The 21,882-nt window shown below is 64.4% G+C and carries 24 protein-coding genes and 1 tRNA gene; 10 read left to right on the top strand and 15 right to left on the bottom strand.

The features are described 5' to 3' along the window. Nucleotides 1-192: 192 nt before the first annotated feature. On the bottom strand, nt 193-831 hold the full coding sequence (locus tag KAK06_RS22150) for a CoA transferase subunit B (protein ID WP_210804344.1): 639 nt from the start codon (nt 829-831) through the stop codon (nt 193-195). 11 nt (nt 832-842) lie between these two features. Beyond that, nucleotides 843-1,541, bottom strand: a complete 699-nt coding sequence (locus KAK06_RS22145; RefSeq protein WP_210804343.1) for a CoA transferase subunit A — start codon at nt 1,539-1,541, stop codon at nt 843-845. Between the two features lie 91 nt (nt 1,542-1,632). Between KAK06_RS22145 and KAK06_RS22140 the strand changes: the two genes are divergently transcribed. From KAK06_RS22140 to KAK06_RS22130, 3 genes are all read left to right on the top strand, one after another. After that, on the top strand, nt 1,633-2,178 hold the full coding sequence (locus tag KAK06_RS22140) for a PAS and helix-turn-helix domain-containing protein (protein WP_210804342.1): 546 nt from the start codon (nt 1,633-1,635) through the stop codon (nt 2,176-2,178). 94 nt (nt 2,179-2,272) lie between these two features. Next, nucleotides 2,273-2,683, top strand: a complete 411-nt coding sequence (locus KAK06_RS22135) for a GlcG/HbpS family heme-binding protein (RefSeq protein WP_210804341.1) — start codon at nt 2,273-2,275, stop codon at nt 2,681-2,683. Nucleotides 2,684-2,747: 64 nt separating this feature from the next. Then, the gene (locus KAK06_RS22130) at nt 2,748-3,644 is read left to right on the top strand and encodes an HDOD domain-containing protein (protein ID WP_210804340.1); all 897 of its coding nucleotides are present in this window, start codon (nt 2,748-2,750) and stop codon (nt 3,642-3,644) included. Between the two features lie 16 nt (nt 3,645-3,660). On the opposite strand, the gene minE is transcribed toward KAK06_RS22130, so the two are convergent. The 9 genes from minE to KAK06_RS22085 form a co-directional block, all read right to left on the bottom strand. Beyond that, nucleotides 3,661-3,933 carry a cell division topological specificity factor MinE gene (gene minE / locus KAK06_RS22125; RefSeq protein WP_210804339.1) on the bottom strand — a complete coding sequence of 91 codons (273 nt, stop codon included), beginning with the start codon at nt 3,931-3,933 and terminating at the stop codon, nt 3,661-3,663. A 5-nt stretch (nt 3,934-3,938) separates the two neighbouring features. Beyond that, nucleotides 3,939-4,754, bottom strand: coding sequence for a septum site-determining protein MinD (minD, locus tag KAK06_RS22120; protein WP_210804338.1), 816 nt, complete (start codon nt 4,752-4,754; stop codon nt 3,939-3,941). A 37-nt stretch (nt 4,755-4,791) separates the two neighbouring features. After that, the gene (gene minC / locus KAK06_RS22115) at nt 4,792-5,538 is read right to left on the bottom strand and encodes a septum site-determining protein MinC (protein ID WP_210804337.1); all 747 of its coding nucleotides are present in this window, start codon (nt 5,536-5,538) and stop codon (nt 4,792-4,794) included. A gap of 50 nt (nt 5,539-5,588) precedes the next feature. Next, entirely contained in the window at nt 5,589-6,563 is a 975-nt protein-coding gene (locus KAK06_RS22110) for a tRNA dihydrouridine synthase (RefSeq protein WP_247653053.1), read from the bottom strand. Next, a complete protein-coding gene (locus tag KAK06_RS22105) occupies nt 6,560-8,068 on the bottom strand; it encodes an HDOD domain-containing protein (RefSeq protein WP_210804336.1) in 1,509 nt (502 codons plus the stop codon). The genes KAK06_RS22110 and KAK06_RS22105 overlap by 4 nt, the downstream gene beginning before the upstream one ends. Nucleotides 8,069-8,157: 89 nt before the next feature. Next, a complete protein-coding gene (locus tag KAK06_RS22100) occupies nt 8,158-8,739 on the bottom strand; it encodes a DUF3501 family protein (protein ID WP_210804335.1) in 582 nt (193 codons plus the stop codon). Nucleotides 8,740-8,751: 12 nt separating this feature from the next. Next, nucleotides 8,752-10,101 (bottom strand): (Fe-S)-binding protein, encoded by a 1,350-nt coding sequence (locus KAK06_RS22095; protein WP_210804334.1) that lies wholly within the window; start codon nt 10,099-10,101, stop codon nt 8,752-8,754. 98 nt (nt 10,102-10,199) lie between these two features. Then, the gene (locus KAK06_RS22090; protein WP_210804333.1) at nt 10,200-10,619 is read right to left on the bottom strand and encodes a rubrerythrin family protein; all 420 of its coding nucleotides are present in this window, start codon (nt 10,617-10,619) and stop codon (nt 10,200-10,202) included. A 159-nt stretch (nt 10,620-10,778) separates the two neighbouring features. Continuing rightward, entirely contained in the window at nt 10,779-11,630 is an 852-nt protein-coding gene (locus KAK06_RS22085) for an alpha/beta hydrolase (protein ID WP_210804332.1), read from the bottom strand. A gap of 68 nt (nt 11,631-11,698) precedes the next feature. Here KAK06_RS22085 and KAK06_RS22080 point away from each other — a divergent pair. From KAK06_RS22080 to KAK06_RS22060, 5 genes are all read left to right on the top strand, one after another. Beyond that, a tRNA-Ala gene (locus KAK06_RS22080) sits at nt 11,699-11,774 on the top strand. Nucleotides 11,775-12,311: 537 nt separating this feature from the next. Continuing rightward, the gene (locus KAK06_RS22075) at nt 12,312-12,629 is read left to right on the top strand and encodes a DNA-binding protein (protein WP_210804331.1); all 318 of its coding nucleotides are present in this window, start codon (nt 12,312-12,314) and stop codon (nt 12,627-12,629) included. Between the two features lie 53 nt (nt 12,630-12,682). After that, on the top strand, nt 12,683-13,726 hold the full coding sequence (gene trfA / locus KAK06_RS22070) for a plasmid replication initiator TrfA (protein WP_210804330.1): 1,044 nt from the start codon (nt 12,683-12,685) through the stop codon (nt 13,724-13,726). 134 nt (nt 13,727-13,860) lie between these two features. After that, complete coding sequence (locus KAK06_RS22065; protein WP_445663764.1) at nt 13,861-14,616, top strand: transposase; 756 nt, start codon at nt 13,861-13,863, stop codon at nt 14,614-14,616. 1,207 nt (nt 14,617-15,823) lie between these two features. Then, a complete protein-coding gene (locus KAK06_RS22060; protein ID WP_210804329.1) occupies nt 15,824-17,737 on the top strand; it encodes a hypothetical protein in 1,914 nt (637 codons plus the stop codon). Nucleotides 17,738-18,108: 371 nt separating this feature from the next. On the opposite strand, the gene virB5 is transcribed toward KAK06_RS22060, so the two are convergent. From virB5 to KAK06_RS22045, 3 genes are all read right to left on the bottom strand, one after another. Beyond that, on the bottom strand, nt 18,109-18,828 hold the full coding sequence (gene virB5 / locus KAK06_RS22055) for a P-type DNA transfer protein VirB5 (protein ID WP_210804328.1): 720 nt from the start codon (nt 18,826-18,828) through the stop codon (nt 18,109-18,111). 74 nt (nt 18,829-18,902) lie between these two features. Continuing rightward, nucleotides 18,903-19,955, bottom strand: a complete 1,053-nt coding sequence (locus KAK06_RS22050) for a TrbL/VirB6 family protein (RefSeq protein WP_210804327.1) — start codon at nt 19,953-19,955, stop codon at nt 18,903-18,905. Nucleotides 19,956-19,957: 2 nt separating this feature from the next. Next, nucleotides 19,958-20,278, bottom strand: coding sequence for a hypothetical protein (locus tag KAK06_RS22045; RefSeq protein WP_210804326.1), 321 nt, complete (start codon nt 20,276-20,278; stop codon nt 19,958-19,960). Between the two features lie 518 nt (nt 20,279-20,796). On the opposite strand from KAK06_RS22045, the gene KAK06_RS22040 reads away from it, so the two are divergent. After that, entirely contained in the window at nt 20,797-21,390 is a 594-nt protein-coding gene (locus KAK06_RS22040) for an SEN1982 family lipoprotein (RefSeq protein ID WP_210804325.1), read from the top strand. Nucleotides 21,391-21,399: 9 nt separating this feature from the next. Continuing rightward, nucleotides 21,400-21,648 (top strand): hypothetical protein, encoded by a 249-nt coding sequence (locus KAK06_RS22035; RefSeq protein ID WP_210804324.1) that lies wholly within the window; start codon nt 21,400-21,402, stop codon nt 21,646-21,648. A 19-nt stretch (nt 21,649-21,667) separates the two neighbouring features. Here the strand turns inward: KAK06_RS22035 and KAK06_RS22030 are convergent, their stop codons facing one another. Further along, on the bottom strand, nt 21,668-21,826 hold the full coding sequence (locus KAK06_RS22030; protein ID WP_210804323.1) for a hypothetical protein: 159 nt from the start codon (nt 21,824-21,826) through the stop codon (nt 21,668-21,670). Between the last annotated feature and the right edge of the window lie 56 nt (nt 21,827-21,882).

Here is a 21,882-nt window from a genome sequence, read left to right as displayed (position 1 = left end):
CTTCACCGCCCGGCGCCTGCGCTCGTTGAGGGCCTCCAGCGGCAGCGTTCGAGAGTCGATCTTGTCCATGCAGGGTCAGACTCTACGCGTCCGGAAAAGTTCAACATTTCAATGCCGGATCAATAACGTCCCGACCCCACCCGCTGGAAGCCCTTGATCGCGGGACGGCCCCGCGATGGTGCGTGCCCGGTGTCAGTGCACCTGCACGCCGGTCTTGGCCTGCACTTCCTCGCGCGTGACGCCGGGCGCCAGCTCGACGATCTTCAGGCCGTGCGGGGTGACGTCCAGCACGCACAGGTCGGTGATGATGCGGTCGACCACGCCCACGCCAGTCAGCGGCAGGGTGCAGTGCGGCAGGATCTTGATGTCGGTGGTGCCGTCCTTCTTGGTGGCCACGTGCTCCATCAGCACCACCACGTTCTTCACGCCGGCCACCAGGTCCATCGCGCCGCCCATGCCCTTGACCATCTTGCCCGGGATCATCCAGTTGGCCAGGTCGCCCTTCTCGGAGACCTGCATCGCGCCCAGGATGGCCAGGTTGATCTTGCCGCCGCGGATCATGCCGAAGCTGTCGGCGCTGCTGAAGATGCTGCTGCCCGGCAGCGTGGTGACGGTCTGCTTGCCGGCATTGATCATGTCGGCATCCACCTGGTCTTCGGTCGGGAAGGGGCCGATGCCCAGCAGGCCGTTCTCGCTCTGCAGCCAGACCTCCATGCCTTCGGGCACGTGGTTGGCCACCAGGGTCGGCAGGCCGATGCCCAGGTTCACGTAGAAGCCGTCGGCCAGTTCCTTGGCGGCGCGGGCGGCCATTTCATCGCGGGTCCATGCCATGTCGTTCTCCTTCAGGCCTTGCGGACGGTGCGTTGTTCGATGCGCTTTTCCGGCGTCGTGTTCAGCACGATGCGGTGCACGAAGATGCCGGGCAGGTGCACCTGGTCCGGGTCGATCGCGCCGGTCTCGACGATCTCCTCGACCTCGACCACGGTGATGCGGCCGGCCATCGCCACGTTGGGGTTGAAGTTGCGCGCGGTGCGGCGGAACTGCAGGTTGCCGCTCTTGTCGGCGCGGAAGGCCTTGACCAGCGAGACCTCGGGCACCAGCGAGCGCTCCATCACGTAGGTCTCGCCATCGAATTCGCGGGTTTCCTTGCCCTCGGCGACGATCGTGCCCACGCCGGTCTTGGTGAAGAAGGCCGGGATGCCGGCGCCGCCGGCGCGCAGCTTCTCGGCCAGCGTGCCCTGGGGCGTGAATTCCAGCTCCAGCTCGCCGCTGAGGTACTGGCGCTCGAACTCCTTGTTCTCGCCCACATAGCTGGAGATCATCTTCTTGATCTGCCGCGTGGCCAGCAGCTTGCCCAGGCCGAAACCGTCGACACCGGCGTTGTTGGAGATGACCGTCAGGTCCTTCTTGCCACTGGCCTGCAGCGCGTCGATCAGCGCCTCGGGGATGCCGCACAGGCCGAAGCCGCCCACCGCCATCAACTGGCCGTCGTGGACGATGCCGTCCAGCGCAGCAGCCGCGCTCGGGTACACCTTGTTCATGAGAAAAGCCTCCGGGCTTGTTCGGATGGGAGCGAAGGGTACTACGTAACACATTACGTAGTCAGTACGTCAGATTGCTTAAGGCCGAGCCATGATCGCGCTGGACTACCGCACCGCTTTTGACCTGGCCCCTGTGGGCCTGGTGATCTCGCGCCACCGCCAGATGGTGGACTGCAACCAGCACCTGCTGGCGATGTTCGGCGCCGAGCGCGAGCAACTGATCGGCCAATCCTTCGAGCTGCTCTACCCCAGCACCGAGGAGTACCTGCGCACCGGCGAGCGCATCGTCGCCAGCCTGGACCGCGACGGCCGCTATGCCGACGACCGGGTGATGAAGCGGGTGGATGGCGAGCTCTTCTGGTGCCACGTCAGCGGCCGCGCGCTGGAGGCCACCGACCCGCATGCCGCCGGCATCTGGAGCTTCGAGGACCTGTCGGCACGGCGCGTTCTGAAGGTCGACTTCACGCCGCGCGAGCGCGAGATCGCCGCGCTGCTGATCGACGGCGCCACCAGCAAGCAGATCGGCAAGAAGCTGGGCATCAGCCCGCGCACGGTGGATGTCTACCGCGCGCGGCTGATGCGCAAGGTGGGGGCCAGCACCACGGCGGAGCTGGTGCACCGGCTGCTGACGGGCTGAAACCAGGTCGATTCAGTCCTGACCTGGCCACAGGCAATCCCTGCGCCGCCGCGGTCGATACTCTCGGGCATCTGTGTCCTCACCCTGCCATGCCATGAACACCAAGCCCTGCCTCACCCACGACGACGTGATCACCGTGCTGAACGCCGCCAAGGCCGAAGCCCTGGCCAATGGCTGGGCGGTGAGCATCGCCGTCTGCGACGACGGCGGCCACCTGCTGGGTCACTTCCGCCTCGACGGCGCACCGCCGATGTCGGCCCGCATGGCCCCGGCCAAGGCCCGCACCGCCGCGCTCGCCAAGCGGGAGACCGCGGTGCTCGAGAAAATGATCAACGACGGCCGCACGGCCTTCCTCAGCGCGCCGGACCTGGACGGCATCCTGGAAGGCGGCGTGCCCATCGTCGTCGACGGTCAGGTGGCCGGTGCGGTGGGCGTGAGCGGCGTCAAGTCGATCGAGGACGCCCAGATCGCCAAGGCCGGCATCGCCGCGCTGCTGGGCGCCTGATTACCGGGGCCCCTCCCAGGCATTTCCCGGGATCGGTCCGGGCCAGGCCGGGTATCTTGTCGGCATGCCGGCCGATACCCTCAGCACCGCTCCCCTGCGCCATGGCATGCGCCAGATCCAGGTCGAACTGGACCAGGCGCGTGACACGGGCCCGCTCCGGACCATCATCATTCCGCCCTGCCCGGCGCTGCTGCAGCGTCTGCGCGACGCGATGGCGCAGGTCGATCCTGACCTGACCGAGGTGGCCCGCATCGTTGGCAGCGACGTGGCGATGTCGGCGGCACTGATCCGCGTTGCCAACTCTCCCGCCTACCTGACCGGCCAGCCGGTGCAGACGATCGGCCAGGCGATGAACCGCCTGGGCCTGGAGCGCACCGCTGCCGAGATGGCCGCCTTCCTGCTGCAGCGCAGCTTGCCGCTGCAGTCGCCGCATCTCAAGCGCTTCTGGGAGCGCGCCGCCAAGCGGGCCAACGCCATGGGTTTCATCGCCCGCCGCCTGCCGGGCATGTCGGCCGATCTGGCGCACACCTACGGCCTGTTCTGCCATGTCGGCACACCGGTGATGCTGCAAAGCGTCAAGGGCTACGGCTCGACAATCGTCGAGGCCGGTGCGCGCATCGACCGTTCCTATGTGGCGACCGAGAACGCCAACCACCGCACCGACCATGCCGTGGTCGGTGCGCTGGTGGCCCGGGTCTGGCGCCTGGCACCCGAGGTGATGGCCGCCATCCGGCGCCACCACGACCTGGACATGCTGGGCTCGGAAGACACCGAGCCCGAGGTCCACACCCTGGTGGCCGCCGGCCTGGTGGCCGAGCACCTGATGCGCCGCCATGAGGGCCTGGACCCGGACGCCGACTGGTCGGGCCACCACGGCGCCGCGCTGCACTGGCTGGCCATCGACGAGGACGAACTCGCCATCTGGGAAGACGAGTTGCGCGCGGTGCTGGACGCGGCCTGAGACCGCATCCTGCCACTCAGGCCGGCTGCCGGCCTTGCTCGGGCAGTTCGATCTTGACCTCGAGCACCTCCAGGTTGTCCTGGCGCTCCAGCTGGACCTTGATGTCGTCCGGGTTGATCTTCACGTACTTCGAGATCACCGCCACCAGCTCACGCTGGAGCTGCGGCAGGTAATCCGGTTGGCCCGGGTTGCGGCCGCTTCGCTCGTGCGCCAGGATGATCTGCAGGCGCTCCTTGGCCACATTGGCCGTGGACTTCTTCTCGCCCAGCAGGAAGGAGAGGAAGGACATGGTGCTCACCTCCCGCCAAAGATGCGCTTGAAGAAGCCCGGCTTGGCCGCCTCGGTGAAGCGCATCGGGTGCGTTTCACCCAGGAAGCGGCCCACCACATCGCCATAGGCCTCGGCCACCTCGGTGCCCTTGAGGTGGATCGCCGGCAGGCCCTGGTTGGATGCGTCCAGCACATTCTCGCTCTCGGGGATCACGCCGATCAGCTCGATGCGCAGGATCTCGCGGATGTCGTCGATCGACAGCATCTGGCCGGTGTCCACGCGGTTGGGGTTGTAGCGCGTGATCAGCAGGTGTTCCTTGACCGGCTCGCGGCCCTCGATGGCGCGGCGCGTCTTGCTGGCCAGGATGCCCAGGATGCGGTCAGAGTCGCGCACCGAGGAGACCTCGGGGTTGGTCACCACCAGCGCCTCGTCGGCAAAGTGCATGGCCATCAGTGCGCCGGTCTCGATGCCGGCCGGCGAGTCGCAGACGATGTACTCGAAGCCCATCGCCGCGAGGTCGTTCAGCACCTTCTCGACGCCCTCCACCGTCAGCGCGTCCTTGTCGCGCGTCTGCGAGGCAGCCAGCACGAACAGCTGGTCGCACTGCTTGTCCTTGATCAGCGCCTGGTTCAGGTTGGCCTCGCCGTGGATCACGTTGATCAGGTCGTAGACCACGCGGCGTTCGCAGCCCATGATCAGGTCGAGGTTGCGCAGGCCGACGTCGAAGTCGATCACGGCGGTCTTGTGGCCGCGCAGGGCGAGGCCGGAGGCGAAGCTGGCGCTGGTGGTGGTCTTGCCGACCCCACCCTTGCCGGAGGTCACCACGACGATCTTGGTCATCGCTCTTCGTCCTTTCAGGAGATGCGTTGGAAATGAATCAGAACTTCAGCGGCTCGATGCGCAGCGACTCGCCGTCCAGGCGCACCTGGGCGGGTTTGCCGGCCACCTCGGGCGGCAGGTCGGCATCGAAATTGCGCCAGATGCCGGCCACCGAGGCCAGTTGCGGCTCCATTTGCGCGGCGAAGATGCGCGCGCTGGTGTCGCCACGCGCGCCGGCAATGGCGCGGCCGCGCAGCGGCGCATAGACGTGGATGCTGCCGTCGGCAATGACTTCGGCGCCAAAGCTGACCACCGCCAGCACGATCAGGTCACCGCCGCGGGCATAGACCTGCTGGCCGGAACGCAGCGGCTTGTCGATGATCAGCGCCGGCACCGGCTGCGCCACCGCGACCGGCGCCGGGGCCACCGGCTCGGCCGCAGGCGCCGGTGCCGGAGCCATTGCGCGCGGGGCGGCGGCGGGCGCCGCCTCGAACAGGCCGGCCGCGCGCGCCGCCTCCGTGAAGGCGACCTGGCCGCCACGCACCGCCACCAGGCGCAGGCCGTGCTGCGCCAGGCGCTGCGTCAGCGCATGTAAGTCGGGGGCCTCGGCGTCCGGGGACAGCGCCGAGAGGTCCAGGCAGGCCGGCTCGTTGTCGAAGGCGGCGGGGCCATCGCCCACCAGCGCCGACAGCGCCGCGTCGAGTTCGTTCAGGTCAAGGGTCTTCAGCTGCAGCGCCAGCAGGTCCAGCGTGGCGCTCTTGAGCTCAAGCGCCGCCGCGGCGCCGGCCCGGGAGGAAACGGCCATGAATCGTCAGCCGGTGCCACCGGGGCACCGCAGGGAGGAAAGCCGCGATTCTATCGGGGGGCGACGGCCGCTTCGTGACCACCGGTGAGCGGAAACCACTGCGCCAGCGCCAGGCCGAAGTGGCGGCTGTCGTTGTGCGCCCGCAGCGCCTGGTAGGCCTGCTCGGCACGCGGATAGCGCCGACGCAGAAAGTTCAGCCACTGCTTGACACGCCCTGCGCGGTGGCGCGGCTCCACCCGCTGCGAGATCTGCGCCCAGTAATGGTGCAGCATGTCGCCCAGCGTGGCCTCGTCCAGCAGCGCGTCCGAGCCCTGCGCCAGGCGCAGCGCCAGCGACGGGTCGGCCACCAGGCCGCGGCCGATCATCAGCGCATGGCAGCCTGACGCGGCCCGGGCGGCCTGCGCGTCCTCGACGCTCCAGATCTCGCCATTGGCCACCAGCGGCACGGCCACCGCAGCGCGCAGGTCGGCGATGCGCGCCCAGTGCGCCGGCGGCCGGTAGCCCTGGGCGCGGGTGCGGGCATGCACGACGATCTCGGCGGCACCGCCATCGGCCAGCGCCTGCGCACATTCCACCGCACGGCGGTCGTCGTCGGTGCCCAGGCGCATCTTGGCCGAGACCGGGATCTCGGGCGGCACGGCGCGGCGCACCGCCGCCACGATGCGGGTCAGGCCCTCGGGGTCATCCAGCAGCATGGCGCCGCCGCCGTGGCGATTGACCACCTTGGCCGGGCAGCCGAAGTTCAGATCGATCCCCGGCGGCTGCAGCGTGGCCAGCACGGCGGCGTTGTCGGCCAGGCAGGCCGGGTCGGAGCCCAGCAATTGCGGGCGCACCGGCACGCCCGAGCGGGTGCGCCCGCCGCGACCCAGTTCGGGGCAGATGCGCAGAAACACGCGGGCCGGCAGCACCTGGTCGGTCACGCGGATGAACTCGCTGACGCAGCGGTCGATACCGGGCACCCGGGTCAGCACCTCGCGCAGGTCGTGGTCGAGCAGCCCCTCCATCGGGGCCAGCAGAATCGTCATGGGGCCGAACGATAGCCCAGCCGCTCCTGCAGCAACTCGTCACGCCAGGCGCGCAGCCGCGCCAGCGTGGCCTCGTCGGGCCGCAGGCTGGCCGCACGCGGCGCGTCGGCATAGAGCAGGCCCAGCACCTGACCTTCGTGGCGCATCGGCAGCAGCAGCAGGCTGCGCGCGCCGATGCGGCTGCGCCACCAGTGCGGCAGATAGCGCGCGATCGCCGGGTCGGCGGTGTCGTCAATGCAGGTGTCGGCGCCGCGTCGGCACAGCAGCGAAAACAGGTCCTGGTCGTCGTCAGGCGGCACCAGGAAGTGGCTGTGGCCGGGATCGATGCCCTCGGCCAGGCCCTGCTCGCCGACCAGCTCACCCGCGCGGCCACGGCGCCAGCACAGCACCGCGCGCTGCGCGCCAGTCAGGCGCAGCAGGCCCAGCAGCACGCGGCGGGGCAGCGGGTCGGGCGCGGCCGGGGGCGGTGGCGCAGGTGGCAGCGGCTCGGGCAGCACGGCCGGCGCGACCAGCGGCACGGCGGCGGCAGCGGCGGCAGCGGTGATTCGCGGTCGCGGCAGCGCAGCGGCCGGCAGGCCCAGTTGCTCGCACAGCGGCGCGACCGCTGGCCGAACCCGCTGCAGCGCGGCCGCCAGGCTGTCGCCATCGTGCGCGGTGGCCGCGCCAAAGCGGCTGGCCAGGGTGGCCACCGCCTCGTCATGGCGCGCATCCGGCAGGTAGAGCAGCACATCGGTCAGCTCATTGGCCAGCCAGCCCATGCAGCGCAGTTGCTCGGTGCGCGAATGCGGGTAGTGGCGCGGTGGATCCTCGCCGTGACCGATCGCCCGTCGCAAAGACGGTGGCCAGCCCCAGCGCTCAGCCACGGCCTGGCCCAGGCGGTGGTAGTCGGTGCCCAGCAGGCGACGGGCCACCAACGCCTCGGCCTCGGGCGAGACATCGGCGCTGGCCTGCTGCACCGCCAGCGCCTCCTCGGGCAAGTGCATCGCCGCCACCAGACGGCCCAGGTTGCGCAGCACGGCGATCAGCGTGCCGTCCTCGGCCTGGCTGTGGGCCAGGGCATGGGCCATCTGGCCGGACAGCAGTGCCCGCAGGAACGGCTCGCGCAGCGCCTGGCCAGGCACCGAGGTGCGCAGCGAATCCACCAACCGCGCGGTCAGCGCCAGGCGCCCCACTTCGACGAAGCCCATCACCGCGGCGGCGCGCTCGAGCGTGTCGATCTCGCCAGCGCCCACCGAGCCGTAGTGGGCCGAATTGGCCATGCGCAGCACACGGGCCGACAGGCCCACGTCCTGCATCAGCGCTTCGGTCAGGTGTTGAAGGCGGGCCTTTTCGGAGCGCGCCACGCGGCGCACGCCCGACAGCGCCTGGCCCAGCGACGGGAAGTCGGGCTGGCGCGAAACGCGGTCGAGCAGCCGCGCCAGCGTGTCGTCGCCCGCGGTGATCGAGTCCTCGGGCGCCGGCGGCGTCACCGGGCCCAGCTCGCTGAAATCGGTCTGTGCGCTCATGCCGGCCTGCTTGCTGCCCCAATTGGAACAGGCCGGATCACCGCCTGCCCGGCGGAACAGCGCCTGCCTGGGGCGCCAGTTTGCGGCCTTCAGCCGCGCAGATCACCCGCCAGACTGGCCAGCGTCTCGGCCGGGATCGACAGGTGGGCCGGGTAGTTCGTGTGGTCACAACCCACGCGCACCTGGGCGCCGGCCCGCACCGCCTGCCGTGCCGCCGCGGGCAGCTCGAAACGCACGAAGTGCACCGACGAGGTCTTGTCGGCGGTTTCACGGTCGAGGTCCTCATCGGCTATGGCGTAGACGCGGGCGTGGCCTTCCACCTCAACAAACAACCGGTCCTCGACGCCGATCAGCCGCGCCAGCTCTCGCCGACGCTCGTGCACGTCGGGGTACTCCAGCAGCACCGTGGCCTTCCAGTTGTGGCCATCGGGCACCAGCGGCGCATAGGCGTCGATCTCGGCCTGGATGCCCTCGTCCTCAAAGATCTTCTCGATGTGCAGCATCTCCTGGATCTGGCGGCGGATGGTGTGCTCGTCCTCGAACTGCAGCGTCATGTGCTCGCCCAGGCCGATGCTGCGCAGGCGGCGATGGGCAATGGCCTCGGCGCGCAGCGCCTTGCGCTGGCGGGCATAGGCTTCCAGGGTCAGCAGGGTGTCGCGGGTGATGGTCATGGGCGCAAGCGTTCAGAGTCCGTAGGCGATGCGCAGCAGGGTCAGCGGGTGCTGCAGCGCCTTGGGCGGCGTGCCGGCCTGGCTCATGCCCTGGGCGATGTGGTGCCCGGCCAGCGCGCAATCGCTGGCAATGACATCGGGCTCGTCCTTGGCCATGGCCTTGAAGACCGGCTTGCCGATCTTCATCGCCACCGGGTGGTAAGGGGTCTTGACGCCGTAGGTGCCGGCATGGCCCGAGCAGCGCTCGACCGTGTTGAGTTGCACCTGCACGGTCTGGCCGATCAGCTTGAACATCTCCTCTGTCTTGCGGCCGATGTTCTGCACCCGGCCGTGGCAGGGGATGTGGTAGCTGACCTTGCCCAGCGGGCGCGAGAAGTCGGTCTTCAGCAGGCCGTCCTTGTGCCGCGCCACCAGGTATTCGAAAGGGTCGAACATCGCCGCCTTGACGGCCTGCACGTCCTCGTCTTCAGGGAACAGCAGCGGCAGTTCCTGCTTGAACATCAGCGTGCAGCTGGGGATGGCACTGACGATGGCCCAGCCCTCGCGCGCATAGCGCGCCAGCACGGGAATGTTGGCAGCCTTGTGCTCGGCCACGGCCTCCAGGTCGCCCAGCTCAAGCTTGGGCATGCCGCAGCAGCGCTCCTTCTCGACCAGGGTCCAGGGGATGGCGTTGTGGTCCAGCACCTTCAGCAGGTCATGGCCGATGCCGGGCTCGTTGTAGTTGACATAGCAGGTGGCGAACACTGCCACCTTGCCAGGCGTGCGCTGGCCGTTGGTGACAACCTGCGCAACGCCCTGCTTCGGCGCGCTCCAACGCAGCCGGTGGCTGGCCAGCTCGGGCAGCCAGGCCTGGGGGTGTACACCCAGCGTCTTGTCCAGCAGGCGACGCATCGGCTGCGTGCGGTTGACCGCATTGACCACCTGCACCACCACCGGAATACCGGCGAACTGGCCATGGGTATCGGTGGAGGCCAGCAGGCGCTCGCCGCGACCGACCTCGCCCTTCCTGAACTTGATGGCCTTGGCGCGCAGCATCAGGTGCGGAAAGTCCAGGCCCCATTCGTGCGGCGGCACATAGGGGCACTTGGTCATGTAGCAGAGGTCGCACAGGTAGCACTGGTCCACCACCTTGGCGTAGTCCTTGGCGTCCACGCCGTGCAGCTCGCCGTCCTCGGTGGCGTCCACCAGGTCGAACAGCGTGGGGAAAGACTGGCACAGGCTGACGCAGCGGCGGCAGCCATGGCAGATGTCGAAGACGCGGGCCATTTCGCGCTGGCAATCGGCCTCATCGTAGAACGAGGCCTCGCGCCAGGGCACGGGGTGACGCGTCGGGGCTTCGAGGTTGCCTTCGCGTGGGGGCATGGAGCGACTCCTGCGCAAAACCGCGACGAACGATGGGCCAGACGCCACCCGCCGCCGGCTGGGCGGCCGTCGGCGAGGGCGGGTCCGGCAGCGCCGGCTCAGTCGACCAGTTGGTCGAGCGCCTTCTGGTAGCGGTTGGCGTGCGAGCGCTCGGCCTTGGCCAGCGTCTCGAACCAGTCAGCGATCTCGTCAAAGCCTTCGTCGCGCGCGGTCTTGGCCATGCCCGGGTACATGTCGGTGTACTCGTGGGTCTCGCCGGCCACGGCGGCGGCCAGGTTCTGGCGCGTCGAGCCGATCGGCAGGCCGGTGGCGGGGTCACCCACGGCCTCCAGGAACTCGAGGTGGCCGTGCGCGTGGCCGGTCTCGCCCTCGGCCGTGGAGCGGAACAGCGCGGCCACATCGTTCTGGCCTTCCACGTCGGCCTTGTTCGCGAAGTAGAGGTAGCGGCGGTTGGCCTGCGACTCGCCCGCGAAGGCGTCCTTGAGGTTCTGCTCGGTCTTTGATCCCTTCAAGCCCATGTCTCGCTCCTGGTGAGTGGTTGACGACGGCCGCGGGCCTGATGATCCCGCAGGCACCGAAGCAAGGTATCACAGGGGGTTCAGGCGCCGCCAATGCATCCCGTCAATGCCACGCATAGGGCGGCGCTATGCAGGCGGGGGTTATCCCGCACGGAGGCTTCAGCGCAGTCCCAGCAGACGCAAGGCCAGCTCGTGCAGGCGCCCAGCCGGATCGGCCAGGTTGTGCAGGATGTCCAGGTGGTGGTGACGCGCCAGCGTCTCGCAGACGGGCACGCTGCTGGGACCCCACTGATCGCGGATCAGGCGGTTGTGGCGGATGAACTCCTCGGACTCGTCACCGCCGGCCACTGCGTACAAGGGCTTGCGCGGGCGCGGGTAGAAGGCCGGGCTCAGCCGCCAGGCATCGCGCTCGCTCAGGCGCAGGTCGTCGCGGATGAACGGGGCGTGACGCAGCGGCTCCAGGTCATACAGGCCCGAGATGCCCAGCGCGCCCGCCAGCGGCTGCGGCGGCAACGCGGGGTCCACATCCTTCCAGCGGCAGCACAGCAACATCGCCGCCAGATGCGCGCCGGCCGAGTGGCCAGCCAACGCGATGCGCGCCGGATCCATGCCCAGCTCGCCCGCATGGGCCACGGTCCAGGCCACGACGCGGGTCATCTCCAGCGCAATGTCAGCAATGCCCACCGATGGGCACAGGCTGTAGTTCGGCACCACCACATGCGCTCCTGCGGCCACAAAGGCCGGCGCAACGAAGCTGTGGTCGGCCTTGTCCAGCGAACGCCAGTATCCGCCGTGGATGAAGATCAGCACTGGCGCGTCACGGCGCTCGGCCAGAAACACGTCCAGCGTCTGCGTCGGCGCATCGCCGTAGGCCAGGTCGCTCCGCCAGTTCAACTGCTGCCGAGCCAGCGCCGAGGCCTGCCGCCAGCGCTCGAACAACTGTGCATGCTCGGGGATGCGGGCCCGGTTGTTGTACTGCTGGTCCAGCCAGACGGGATCGAAGGCGTTCAAGCGGCATCTCCTGCGTGTCGACCGGCGCGGTCGGGGCGATGCTCAATGCTATACTGCGCGTTGCTCATGGGGACGTAGCTCAGCTGGGAGAGCGTCGCGTTCGCAATGCGAAGGTCGGGAGTTCGATCCTCCTCGTCTCCACCAACTTATCCAGTCAAATCAACGCGTTACGCCTTGCAGTGTTGCGCGCTGTTTTGCTCTTGGAAGCAGGTTTTTGCACTCGCGCTGTGGCGAGTTTGTGGCAAGCCGCCTCAACCGCCACCCGGGCCAAGTGCCGCACATTGCCGCACTCTGCGTGTACCATCCGGCTCATTGCGCTGAGGGCGTTCAAGCGCTTTGGTGAAAACAGCAAGCAACGAGCGTGGTGTCCATGCACCGCCACGGTCGAACAGCCAAAGCCGCGTACCGTTCAGCACCTGGCCCGCGAAAAGCGGAAGTAGCTGGCCAGCAGAAAGGATGCCGACAGGCATCGCCTGAGAGAGTGCCGCCGCCGGTCAGGATGAGGCCGGAAACCACGCGCAGCGCTCCTGGGAAAGCAGTTCATGCGGGGCACAACCCCGTCCGGTCGTCTCCCCGGCCAGCTCGGCAGAGCCAGCCAGATCCCGACGAGAAGGCCGGACTGCCGCGTACTCATCCGTGCCATGCCGACCCCGGTCGACGTGGCCCGGACTGATCACGCACATGCAAGCTCTGCTCACGGTTGAAGAACTCGCCACCTACCTGCACAAATCGGTCGCCAGCATCCGCAGCGACTCCACCCGCAACCCGCAATCCCTGCCGCCGATCTGCCGGCTGCCAGGCACCAAGCGCCTGCTGTGGCGGATCGAGGATGTCCAAGCCTGGATTGGCCAGCACGTGCGTTGCGAGGCCCCAGCGCCCGCCATGCAGCGACCGGATCTGTCCCCCGCCCCGCGCCGTGGCCGCCCCACCAAGGCCCAGCAGTTGGCCAAGCAGCGCGCATCGGCCGCTGCGGCGCCCTCCCCTGCACGCCGGGCCTGAACATGGCGAGCCCCCACCACGGCGAGCGCCCATTGGCGCAGCCAGGCAGCGCCATGGAGCGCATTCGCCGCCGAGCCCAGGAGCTGGCCGAAGGACGCCCCAACCAGTTGCCGCTGTGGCCCGACAGCAAACGCGGCGCGCCCAACCCCATGCTGCGTTCGGCGCTCTTCGGGGCCATCAAACGCGGCAAACGCCGCTATCTGGAGCGTGAGGCCATCGCGTCCTACGGCGGCGTGGAAATCATTTACACCGGCGCCCGCCTCGACCAGTCGGACTTCGATGTCTTTGCCGGCGCCCTGCACCTGGCCCGCGAACAACCGCTCGGCGACCACGTTCGGTTCACCGAGCGTGGCTTCCTGCGCCTGATCGGCCGAGGCGGCCCCGATGGCCACAGTATCGGCAAGAGCGACCGGGACTGGCTGCGCAAGGTGTTGATCCGCTTGAAGGCCACCGCCGTGGAGATCCGCAACGGCCCACACGTCTACGTCGGCTCCCTGATCGGCGACTACTTCCGGGATGAGCGCACCGGCCACTACGTGCTGATCATCAGCCCCGCCATGAAGGCTCTGTTCGGCAGCAGCAGCTACACCTGGCTGGACTGGCGCATCCGGCAGGCCCTCCGGGGCCATCCGCTTGCCCAATGGGTCCACGGGTTCTATGCCAGTCACGAGCAGCCGTTTCCGATAAAGCTGCAGACTCTGCACAAACTGTGCGGTAGCGCATGTGGCGGCGGTGGACTCACAGTGGCCGCGCACCGCAAAGCGCTGCTGGGCTGGCGTGACGACAGCCTCGTCCCGGCACTGCAAGCAGTCCAAGCGACAAGCCGGGAGGCCGGGTTGACCTTCAGCTGGACCATCGACAAGGCCGGCCTTCTGCAGGTGAATTCAGCCCGAGCCGGCGCGCGGTCCGGCGGGCGGCAACTCAACAAGTTGATGTCGCGAACGGCTGTGGACAAGTCGGGGGGACAGAACCCGACTTCAGCGGGGGACAGAGTCCGCCGAGGGGGGATAGAGCCCTCAACATCCGGGGGACTGGACCTGAAATTGCGGGGGACAGAGTCAGTGCACATTACCCGCAAGGCGACTGCAACCCGTTGATTACAAACAGCTTTTTCAACCAGCCAAGATCGCTAATCTATTTCTAATCTCTCCCTAATCTACAAGGGAAGGTCTGCATAAATCGGCCCAAGCCGCACTTGGCACCGACGTGAAGCCCTGATACGATAGGGACCATGAAGCAGCACAACCTGGGTTTGGGACTGAGGGTCAAGCAAACGCGGCGCCGGGAGTTCCTGGCCGATATGGAGAAGGTCATTCCATGGACCGAGTTTGTAGACCTGGTGTCGCAGAGTCTCCCGCAACGCAGGCGCCGAAGCCCGCCGTTCTCGACAAAGACCAGGCTGCGCATCCACCTCATGCTGCAGTGGTTCGTGCTGAGCGACACGGCGCTGGAAGGCGCGCTGCATGACATGCCGGTGCTCCGTGAGTTCGTAAGGCAGGAAGACTGGGACGAACAGCCGTCCGACACGACCACGATCCAGTCGTTAAGGGACTCGCTGAGGAAGCACAAGCCAGCCGTAAAGATCCTGCGAACCGGCAATGAGTTGCGCAACGCCAAGAGCGCGAAGCTCGTAGGCGCCCCCCTGATTGCAGCGCCAGGGTTCACTAAGAACAGCGTCAACAGGCGCGTCGTCTTTGCAGAACACGGCTACCGAGGAGCAAGCAGGCGTCTCCTAGCTAGCGGAAAGGTAACTTGGCACAGCGCCATACGCCCGAACTCTCGCAGGGTGCTGGACCTCACTAATCCGAAAGCTCGACAGGTCGAACAAAAAGAAGGTCCAAACAGGCGTCCTTGCTCGCATAGAAGTTCAGGGCCGAATCTTCAGACTCCAGTTAGGACATGCAGAGTTGCCCATCCGAGCATCGGCCAAGCAAACGTCGCGACCGCATACGCTGATTGCGCTAGTCAACAGGTGGCTAGTGAATGAAACTCACCGCAGTGATGAAATGAGTGCCTCTGCTGCAAGGCAGATGAGCCAGGCCACCCTCAATTCTGCAGCCCTGAGGCGTGCAAAGGCTGCGAATTTGCGAACGAGCGCATCAAATGCAAATCGGTTCAGCGCACTGCCATTCGAGGCCGAATCTTGCGCAAACCTAAATTAGAGTCAAATCTTGCTTCTCGGGCAGGCAATGAATTATATAACTTCTCTCCTAGGCGGCATGGTATGGCGGATCCAACTACTTGCATCCCTCGTCCTGCTAAACATCTACCCAATACTAGGAATCCTGATTTTCAATGGAACACTGTTCATTTCCAGCCAAGGGGAAGAACTGCTGCAAGACTACTGGATGGGAAACTACTATAACGGCCCAAACGAAATTCTACAAGGCCACTCCAAAGTCTATCTATTGTCAATCGCAAGCATCTTTGCTATCTCAATTTTCAATATCTCCAGAATTCTTAGCAATCAACCAATAAAGAACACACTATCCAACTTCTCCAGAATTCGCTCGGAAGACAAGGAAGCGAAATATCTCCTAACACTGGCTCCTGCTTACCTAGCGACTTGCGCAGCGGCCCCATTCTTCATGTTAATACTAGCAGACCAACTTGAAGATGTACATAATGCCATTGCACCAACAAGAGATCTAAAAGCAATACTATTCTATCGAGGCTGCAGCATAATATCGATCCTTGCCCTGGGGAGCATAATTGCCTTTGTCACACTAGGAAATAGCATCAGCAAAAACCAATTCTCACCAAGATCCACAATATCGAAAGGACAAGAATCGCTCGCAAGACCTCACTGGCTAATACTATCAACTTACCCTATCATCCTCTTGGCGACGTTTAGTCTTCTGCTATTCATCCCACCCGAACACTTCCCAAGAGACATAAGCTCAAGCGCCGTTCACCACTCGTACACGATATATGAAGCGATAAGTGACGCGCACCACTTATCGCCCGACATATGGCTACGAATAATTCCATTTCTAGCCTCAGCCTTACTCCTATTTCGCCACAGATCCTCAGCGAGATGGCTAATAAATAGATTCCTTCAACAACAGTCAGAACACGGCATATCGTGTATAACAAAGAGATCAACACTATTCACACTATCGATCTCCTTAGTTGCCATTTCATCGCTCCTTTATAGTCCAGTTATTGCAGCACAAGAAATCGGCTCGGTCGGAGTGATTGCATCTATCTGCACCTTCTGGGCGACGATGATGTCATTATTTTTTGTGGTTTTGCCACAGCGATTGGGCGCCCCTTCGTTAGCTGCCGCACCATTTCTTCTAGTACTCATATTTGGACACTCGGTAGACAACCATAAAATACCATCACTGGCAAGCCAACCAGATCCCAAGTCACTCTTCTCGGAAAACAGCAAATCACTTAGTCAATGCTTTAGAACTGAACGCCTTGAAACCACCAATGAACTAGATCTGCGACTATTGAACTGGATTAATGCAAGAACTATTAAACAAGGCGAGTCAACCGCAGAAGAAACGATTCCTCTAATCATCGCAACTAGCTCAGGCGGTGGGATACGGGCTGCTGAATTCACCGCAAAGTCCCTTAATCAGCTCGATCGCAGAACTAATGGAAAATTCGGCGACTACATTTTTGCGGCAAGTACAGTATCGGGTGCCAGCCTGGGTATTGCGACCTGGGCGAAAGCGCGAGCAATCTTCGGCCCCGGCAGAGAAATGGCCAGCCTCGAACTCTTGAACCGATTTTATAGCCATGACTTTTTTGGACCAGTTATCGGCGGCATGCTGTTGCACGATGCAGCGCAGCTTCTTTTCCCAGCAAAGATACCTGGGGCCACTCGTGACCAGATATTGGAAGAAAGTTGGAATCTAGCCTGGAGCGCTGCCATTGCGTCCTTTGCGAGCGAAGGAATACAGTCCTCTACAGAAGGACTTGGGAGATTGACTGATCTGGGCAATATCGAGCCGCCGTTAATCATATTCAACGCGACTGAAATCAACTCCGGCAAGCGGTTCCTGGTTAGCGGCACTGCGCTATCAAATGCATGGCATCCTGACGCTTACATCGCAAGAAGTCGATGCTCATTACATGGAATTCGTGATATGCCATTGGCCACCGCTATACATCTCAGTGCTCGATTCACCTTTCTCAGTCCAGCAGCCACAATCGTCAGCTCTCCGGACAAGTGGGCTTGGGAGGCATATTTCGCGAGGCAGTGGGAGTGGCACGGATGGGGAGATGAGGATCACGACTGGCCAAGTGTTCCAAGTGTAATTTGGGGCCAAGTTGTTGATGGCGGATACGTCGAGAATTTTGGAGCAACCACTGCGCTTGAAACGATAAAGGCCATTCGCGACAGCTGGAGACGACTACGAGCCTCTGGTAGATTATCCAATAGAATTAAGCTTCACATACTTGGTCTATCTCTTGTAAACGACCCGCTTGACTTGGGAAATGATCCGCTTGACCGTGAGTATCTATTATATCAAGCCGCAACCAATTCGCCATACCCATCGATCGCAAATGACGGAGAGAGTTCGGATATACAGCCAAGTGGAGAGCGCCGATTCGGGTCAATTTGGCCGGCTGCCCGTTCTTATGACACTCGCGAATTGCGAGCCATGATGGGCGAAACCACACCTATTGACAGCCTTATAGATAACTCTCTCATGAAGACAGAGTCGCTAGTACCGATCGATGCAGTGCTGAGTGCTCGTGAGGCACGGGGATTGACCGCGGAGCGTCAGATGAAGGACTACCTACAAGAAATGCGTATCGATGACGGAATTAAAGATAATTCCATAGGTAGCTGGGTGGATGTGCGCCTGGGCCGTTTATTGCGCGATTCCAATAGCCCGAAGTCGGGTAGTGATAGTCTAATTATTGATAGACCGAGCGTAGGATACGGCTCACGCACCTTCCCCAATCCACAACTCGCTTGGAGATTATCTGAGTCGTCGCGCGACGCCATTTTGAAAGCACTGACAGCTCGTCCCGACTCACCCGGCAGGTACACTGAATGGGACGACATCCAAAAGGCCATCGATTTATTTCAATCTATTTGCGAAAAGAGCGTATCGTGCAGCAGCAATAGAGGTAACCGACAGTAATTTGCGCGCAGTTTATTTGGATACAATAGATTTTGAGGTTAGATTCCCTAAGCCAGGGCATTCATGGCGTTGTGGGACCCTTCCGGTTCGAGCCGCCGATATGCCGCCCTACGGTTCGGGCGCCGAGTCAAGGGCGCGGTCGCAAGCCGCAGCCTGGCCGAAGGCCAGGACCGGGTGAGGATCGCGGCGCAGCGGACCCTTGACGCTGCTGCATTGAGTACGCTGGCGGGCTCGCTCGGGGGCTCTGCAGGTGCCCCCGGGTGATGCCCAGCGGCGAGCGATCTCTAGGCTTTGTTTGACCGAGATGACAAAGCCGGGCGCGAGGCCCGGCTTCACGTCAGCGTGGCAGCGCTCGCACCCGCCCGATAACATCAGAACCTCGGCGGCGGCGAGCCCCGCAGGGCCTTGATCGACACCTCCCGCGCCTGCTGCGCCTGGATGTCGCGCTGGGCCTGCTGCAGCTGAGCCATCAAGGCCAGCTTCACGCTTTCGTTCTGCACCATGGCCTGCTCCGACTGGATGCGGGCCTGCAGGTCGAGCACATCTTTCTGCTCGGGCGCGCCGTTCACCTTGTCGATCAGGGTTTGGATGGCGGCGATGCGCTCGCTGGCCTGCTTGTAGCCCTCCTCGCCCAAGGCGCGATTAAGGGCGGTCTGGTTCTGTGCGCCCACCATCGCTCGGCCTGCGGCACTGTTGGGGTTGAGGGTGGTGTCCTCGATGCCGGCGATGCGGTTGGCCGCCCTCAGGGCGTTGATGGAGCCCTGAAGGTTGGTGTAGCCGCCCGGGCTTTGCAGCAGGTTCATTGCCTCGCTCCACTCGTTGGGCAGGTAGCGCCGCAGGGCTGGCGTGTTCACCAGGTCGGCCATGCCGCGCACGCCGTTCAGGCTGTTGAAGGTGCTGACGGCCTGGTTGTATTGCTGCACCAGCTGCTGGTACTGCTGGGCCATCTGGGCGTACTGCGAGCCCCAGGCGATCACCTGTTGCATCGAGTTCTGCAGGTTCGCGTTGTCAATCACAGGAATACCGGCTTTGGAGGGGGGCGTGGCGAGCACGCACAGCGTCAGGAACAGGGTTCGAAAGAGTCGGGCCATGAATGGAGGCTCCTTGGGGTTGCGGTTGCTCAGGTCGCCCAGCGCTTTTTCGCGGGCGCGAAAATCTTGGCCAGTCAGGCGGCGCGCTTCAGCCGGTTGCCGGTGCCACCCGTGACGCGGCGATAGACCGCCAGGGGCGCAGCGCCTACTGCCCGGGCGGCGTTGCGCGCGATGCGGACATCGGAGCGGGCATGCAGCATGGCCCTGCGTACGTTGGTCGGCCGCATGGAGGACACCGCGCCACCAGCCTTGCCGTAGGCCCATGCAGCCGCATTGAGCGTGGAAACCGCAACGCCGCCGCCCAGGGCCGACGCCACAGAAGGCACCTGCATCAACACCAGCACGCTCACGCCACACAGCGCCAGGAGCGGGAAGATGCCTTCAAAGCCTGGGTCGGCGCCGCCGGCATCGCCGTAGCCGGTGAACACCAGGTCCAGGTAGCTGCTGATGATCACGAACAGCATCTTGATGACGCCGGCCGTGAGCATGACCATGAACACGAAGTTCAGGACCTGCCCCAGCCAGGACTCGAAGAAGCGCTTGGTGCCCTCAAACAGCAGACCGATCACGAACAGCGGGCCCACGGCCAACAGCAGCGCCAGGAAGGTCTTGGACAGCAGCAGCAGGAACGCGCCGTACAGCGTGGCCACCACGCCCACAATCCACACGGACCAGCCAGCCGCCAGCAACCCGACGTCCGGCACGAGGCCAGCGCTGGCATTGGCCTTCTCGATGTAGCCGGCGCCAAACTCATAGATCTTGCCGAACAGCACGTCCAGGAAGTTCACGTTGCTGGTGCCATCCGCGAAGCCTCCGGCGACCACGGCAGCCAGGGCCTCGGGGCTGTTCCAGAGGAAGTCCTTGATGTAGGCGTTGTAGATGCCCATGTTCAGCGCCAGGCCAGCGATGACCGACAAGCGCACGACTCGGGTCACGCCATCGGTGATGGGCTCATTGATCATGCCGCGCAGCGTCGACCAGCCCCACAGCATCATGTAGACCATCAGCATGCTGTAGACCACGCCAGAGAACGAGGCCATGGCCGACGCAGCCGTTTCGCTGACGTAGGTGTCCAGCACCGTGGAGACGCGCGAGAAGGTGTCGGTGTAGAAGTGGAAGTCGGCCATGGTCAGGTCCTTTCAGCGGCCAGTGCCGACTTGGCAGGCAATGCGGCCGTCGACTTCATGCACAGCACTGCCAGGCCTGCGAACAGCGCCAGAGCACCGGGCAGCGCAGCGGGCGAATCAGACAGGCCCAGCGTCGCCAGGTAGAGCTGCCGCACCGCAAACAAGGCGCCAAGCGACAACATCACGTGGTGCAAGCCCACCCCCGCCAAGGTGGGTGACAAGGCCTGGCCGAGTCCACCACCGGAGATTCTCCGGAGGTATCTGAGCCAAACCATGCTGGTGGTCAATAAGACCGCAACTGCGGCCAAGAGGTAGTAGACCATCACGATCCCTGAGTTATGAAGCAGGCGGTCATTATGGTGACTCCAGCCCAAGAAATAAACGTCGCAGGAGTCGCCAAAGCAAGGCAACCAAGTAAATCAGCGCAATCTATGTCCAACACGTATTCAAGGTGTATTCAGACTGTATTCGCGGAGTAGGCGCGTTATTGGTCGACAGTGGTCAAACTGTATTCATCACGTGTGCAGACCGTGATCGAGCTTGACTGCATGAACATGGGCCGCTGGGAGATGAAGTATCTAGGGCAGGATAGGCGTTGGCGCCGCCGTTTGCTAGCAAAATGAATCCGAGGGCAGGATAGGCGGTTCAGCGGCTATCCGAAATTGCTAGCGCGGCCGAGTACAGCCAGGAATCCGGCGACACGATCTGAGGCAACCAGCCCGGTATCAACCCGTCACAATAATTCTGCAAGACGCCCTATTTTGCATCTGCAAAACACGCTATTTCGCAATTGCGAATCACCGAGACCCGCCGGAGAATCCACCCCTCAAAAGGGATTCTCATGAAATCAAAGATCGCACTCGCCATTTCCATCGCCCTGCTCTCGGCCTGCAGTGACCGGGCACCCAGCGAAGCCGACTTCCGCTCGGCGATAGACCAATACCTGGCCGCCAGTGGCGCCGCGTGCTTCGGTCTGGGCAAGCAGTTCCCCGCCGTGCTGAACGCCATGGAGTTGACCCACGGCGTGGGGCGGCAGTTCGTGGCGCTGGAAGGTGCGGGCGTCCTTCAGTCCAAAGCCGAAGGCAGCGGCAAGACCTTCGCCGTCGCCAGCGGTGCAGAGCAGTGGTTCGCCGAACAGACTGGCAAGTCGGTGGGCTTGGCCGTCACCCGCCAACAAGAGGGCCGGCTTTGCGCGGGCACCATGCAGGCCGACCAGATCCAGGCCATCACCAAGACAGCCAAGCCCGGCGAGTTCCTGGTCAACTTCACCTTCCGCCTGGCCGACCGCCCGGCATGGGCAACCCAGCCGACCGTGATCGATGCTGTGCCCAAGCTGGCCGCTCTGGTCAACGGCGAACGACTCCACACCCCGCGCGCACTGCGCGTGCTCGCGGCCGAAGGCACACTACGGGTCATCGACGCCCAACCGCACTGAGACACCGCCATGCCATGGACCCAGGAACAAGCCATCGCCTTTGAGGCTGCACGGGAGTGCATTGGCCACCTGATCGCCATTCGCATCAGCGAGCTGCACACCAGCTCGCCAGCCCCAGAGCGGGCCGCCGAGCTGGAAGCTGACTTAGCCCGCCTGCAGACCGAGCGGCGAGCGCTGCGGCTGACGGACGAAGCCGAGATTGCGCGCATACGAGAGGAATACGGGGCTCAGGTGCGCGCCTGGCGGCAGGCGGCCTGAGAAAGCGCGCGGGAGTTCTTCAGCGCAGGCCGTAGGCGCATCCCCTCGCTGGGGCGCAGGTCGGCTGATTTTCGCGGGCGCGAAAATCGGGAACGCGGCGCACCTTGAACCCGGCTTCAGCCAGCCACGGCACATTTTCGCGTCCGCGAAAATCGGCGGCAGCCTCGTCAGCAGGCATGGCGCCGCCAAGATCCGAGCGGACTGCCGCCAGCCCGCGTTAACCGCACGGCCTTC

The organism is Ideonella aquatica (assembly GCF_018069755.1).
In the GTDB taxonomy this organism is placed as follows: Bacteria; Pseudomonadota; Gammaproteobacteria; order Burkholderiales; family Burkholderiaceae_C; genus Ideonella; species Ideonella aquatica.
The sequence above is the reverse complement of the archived record's forward strand: the minus strand, read 5'-3'. Positions and strand labels throughout refer to the sequence as shown.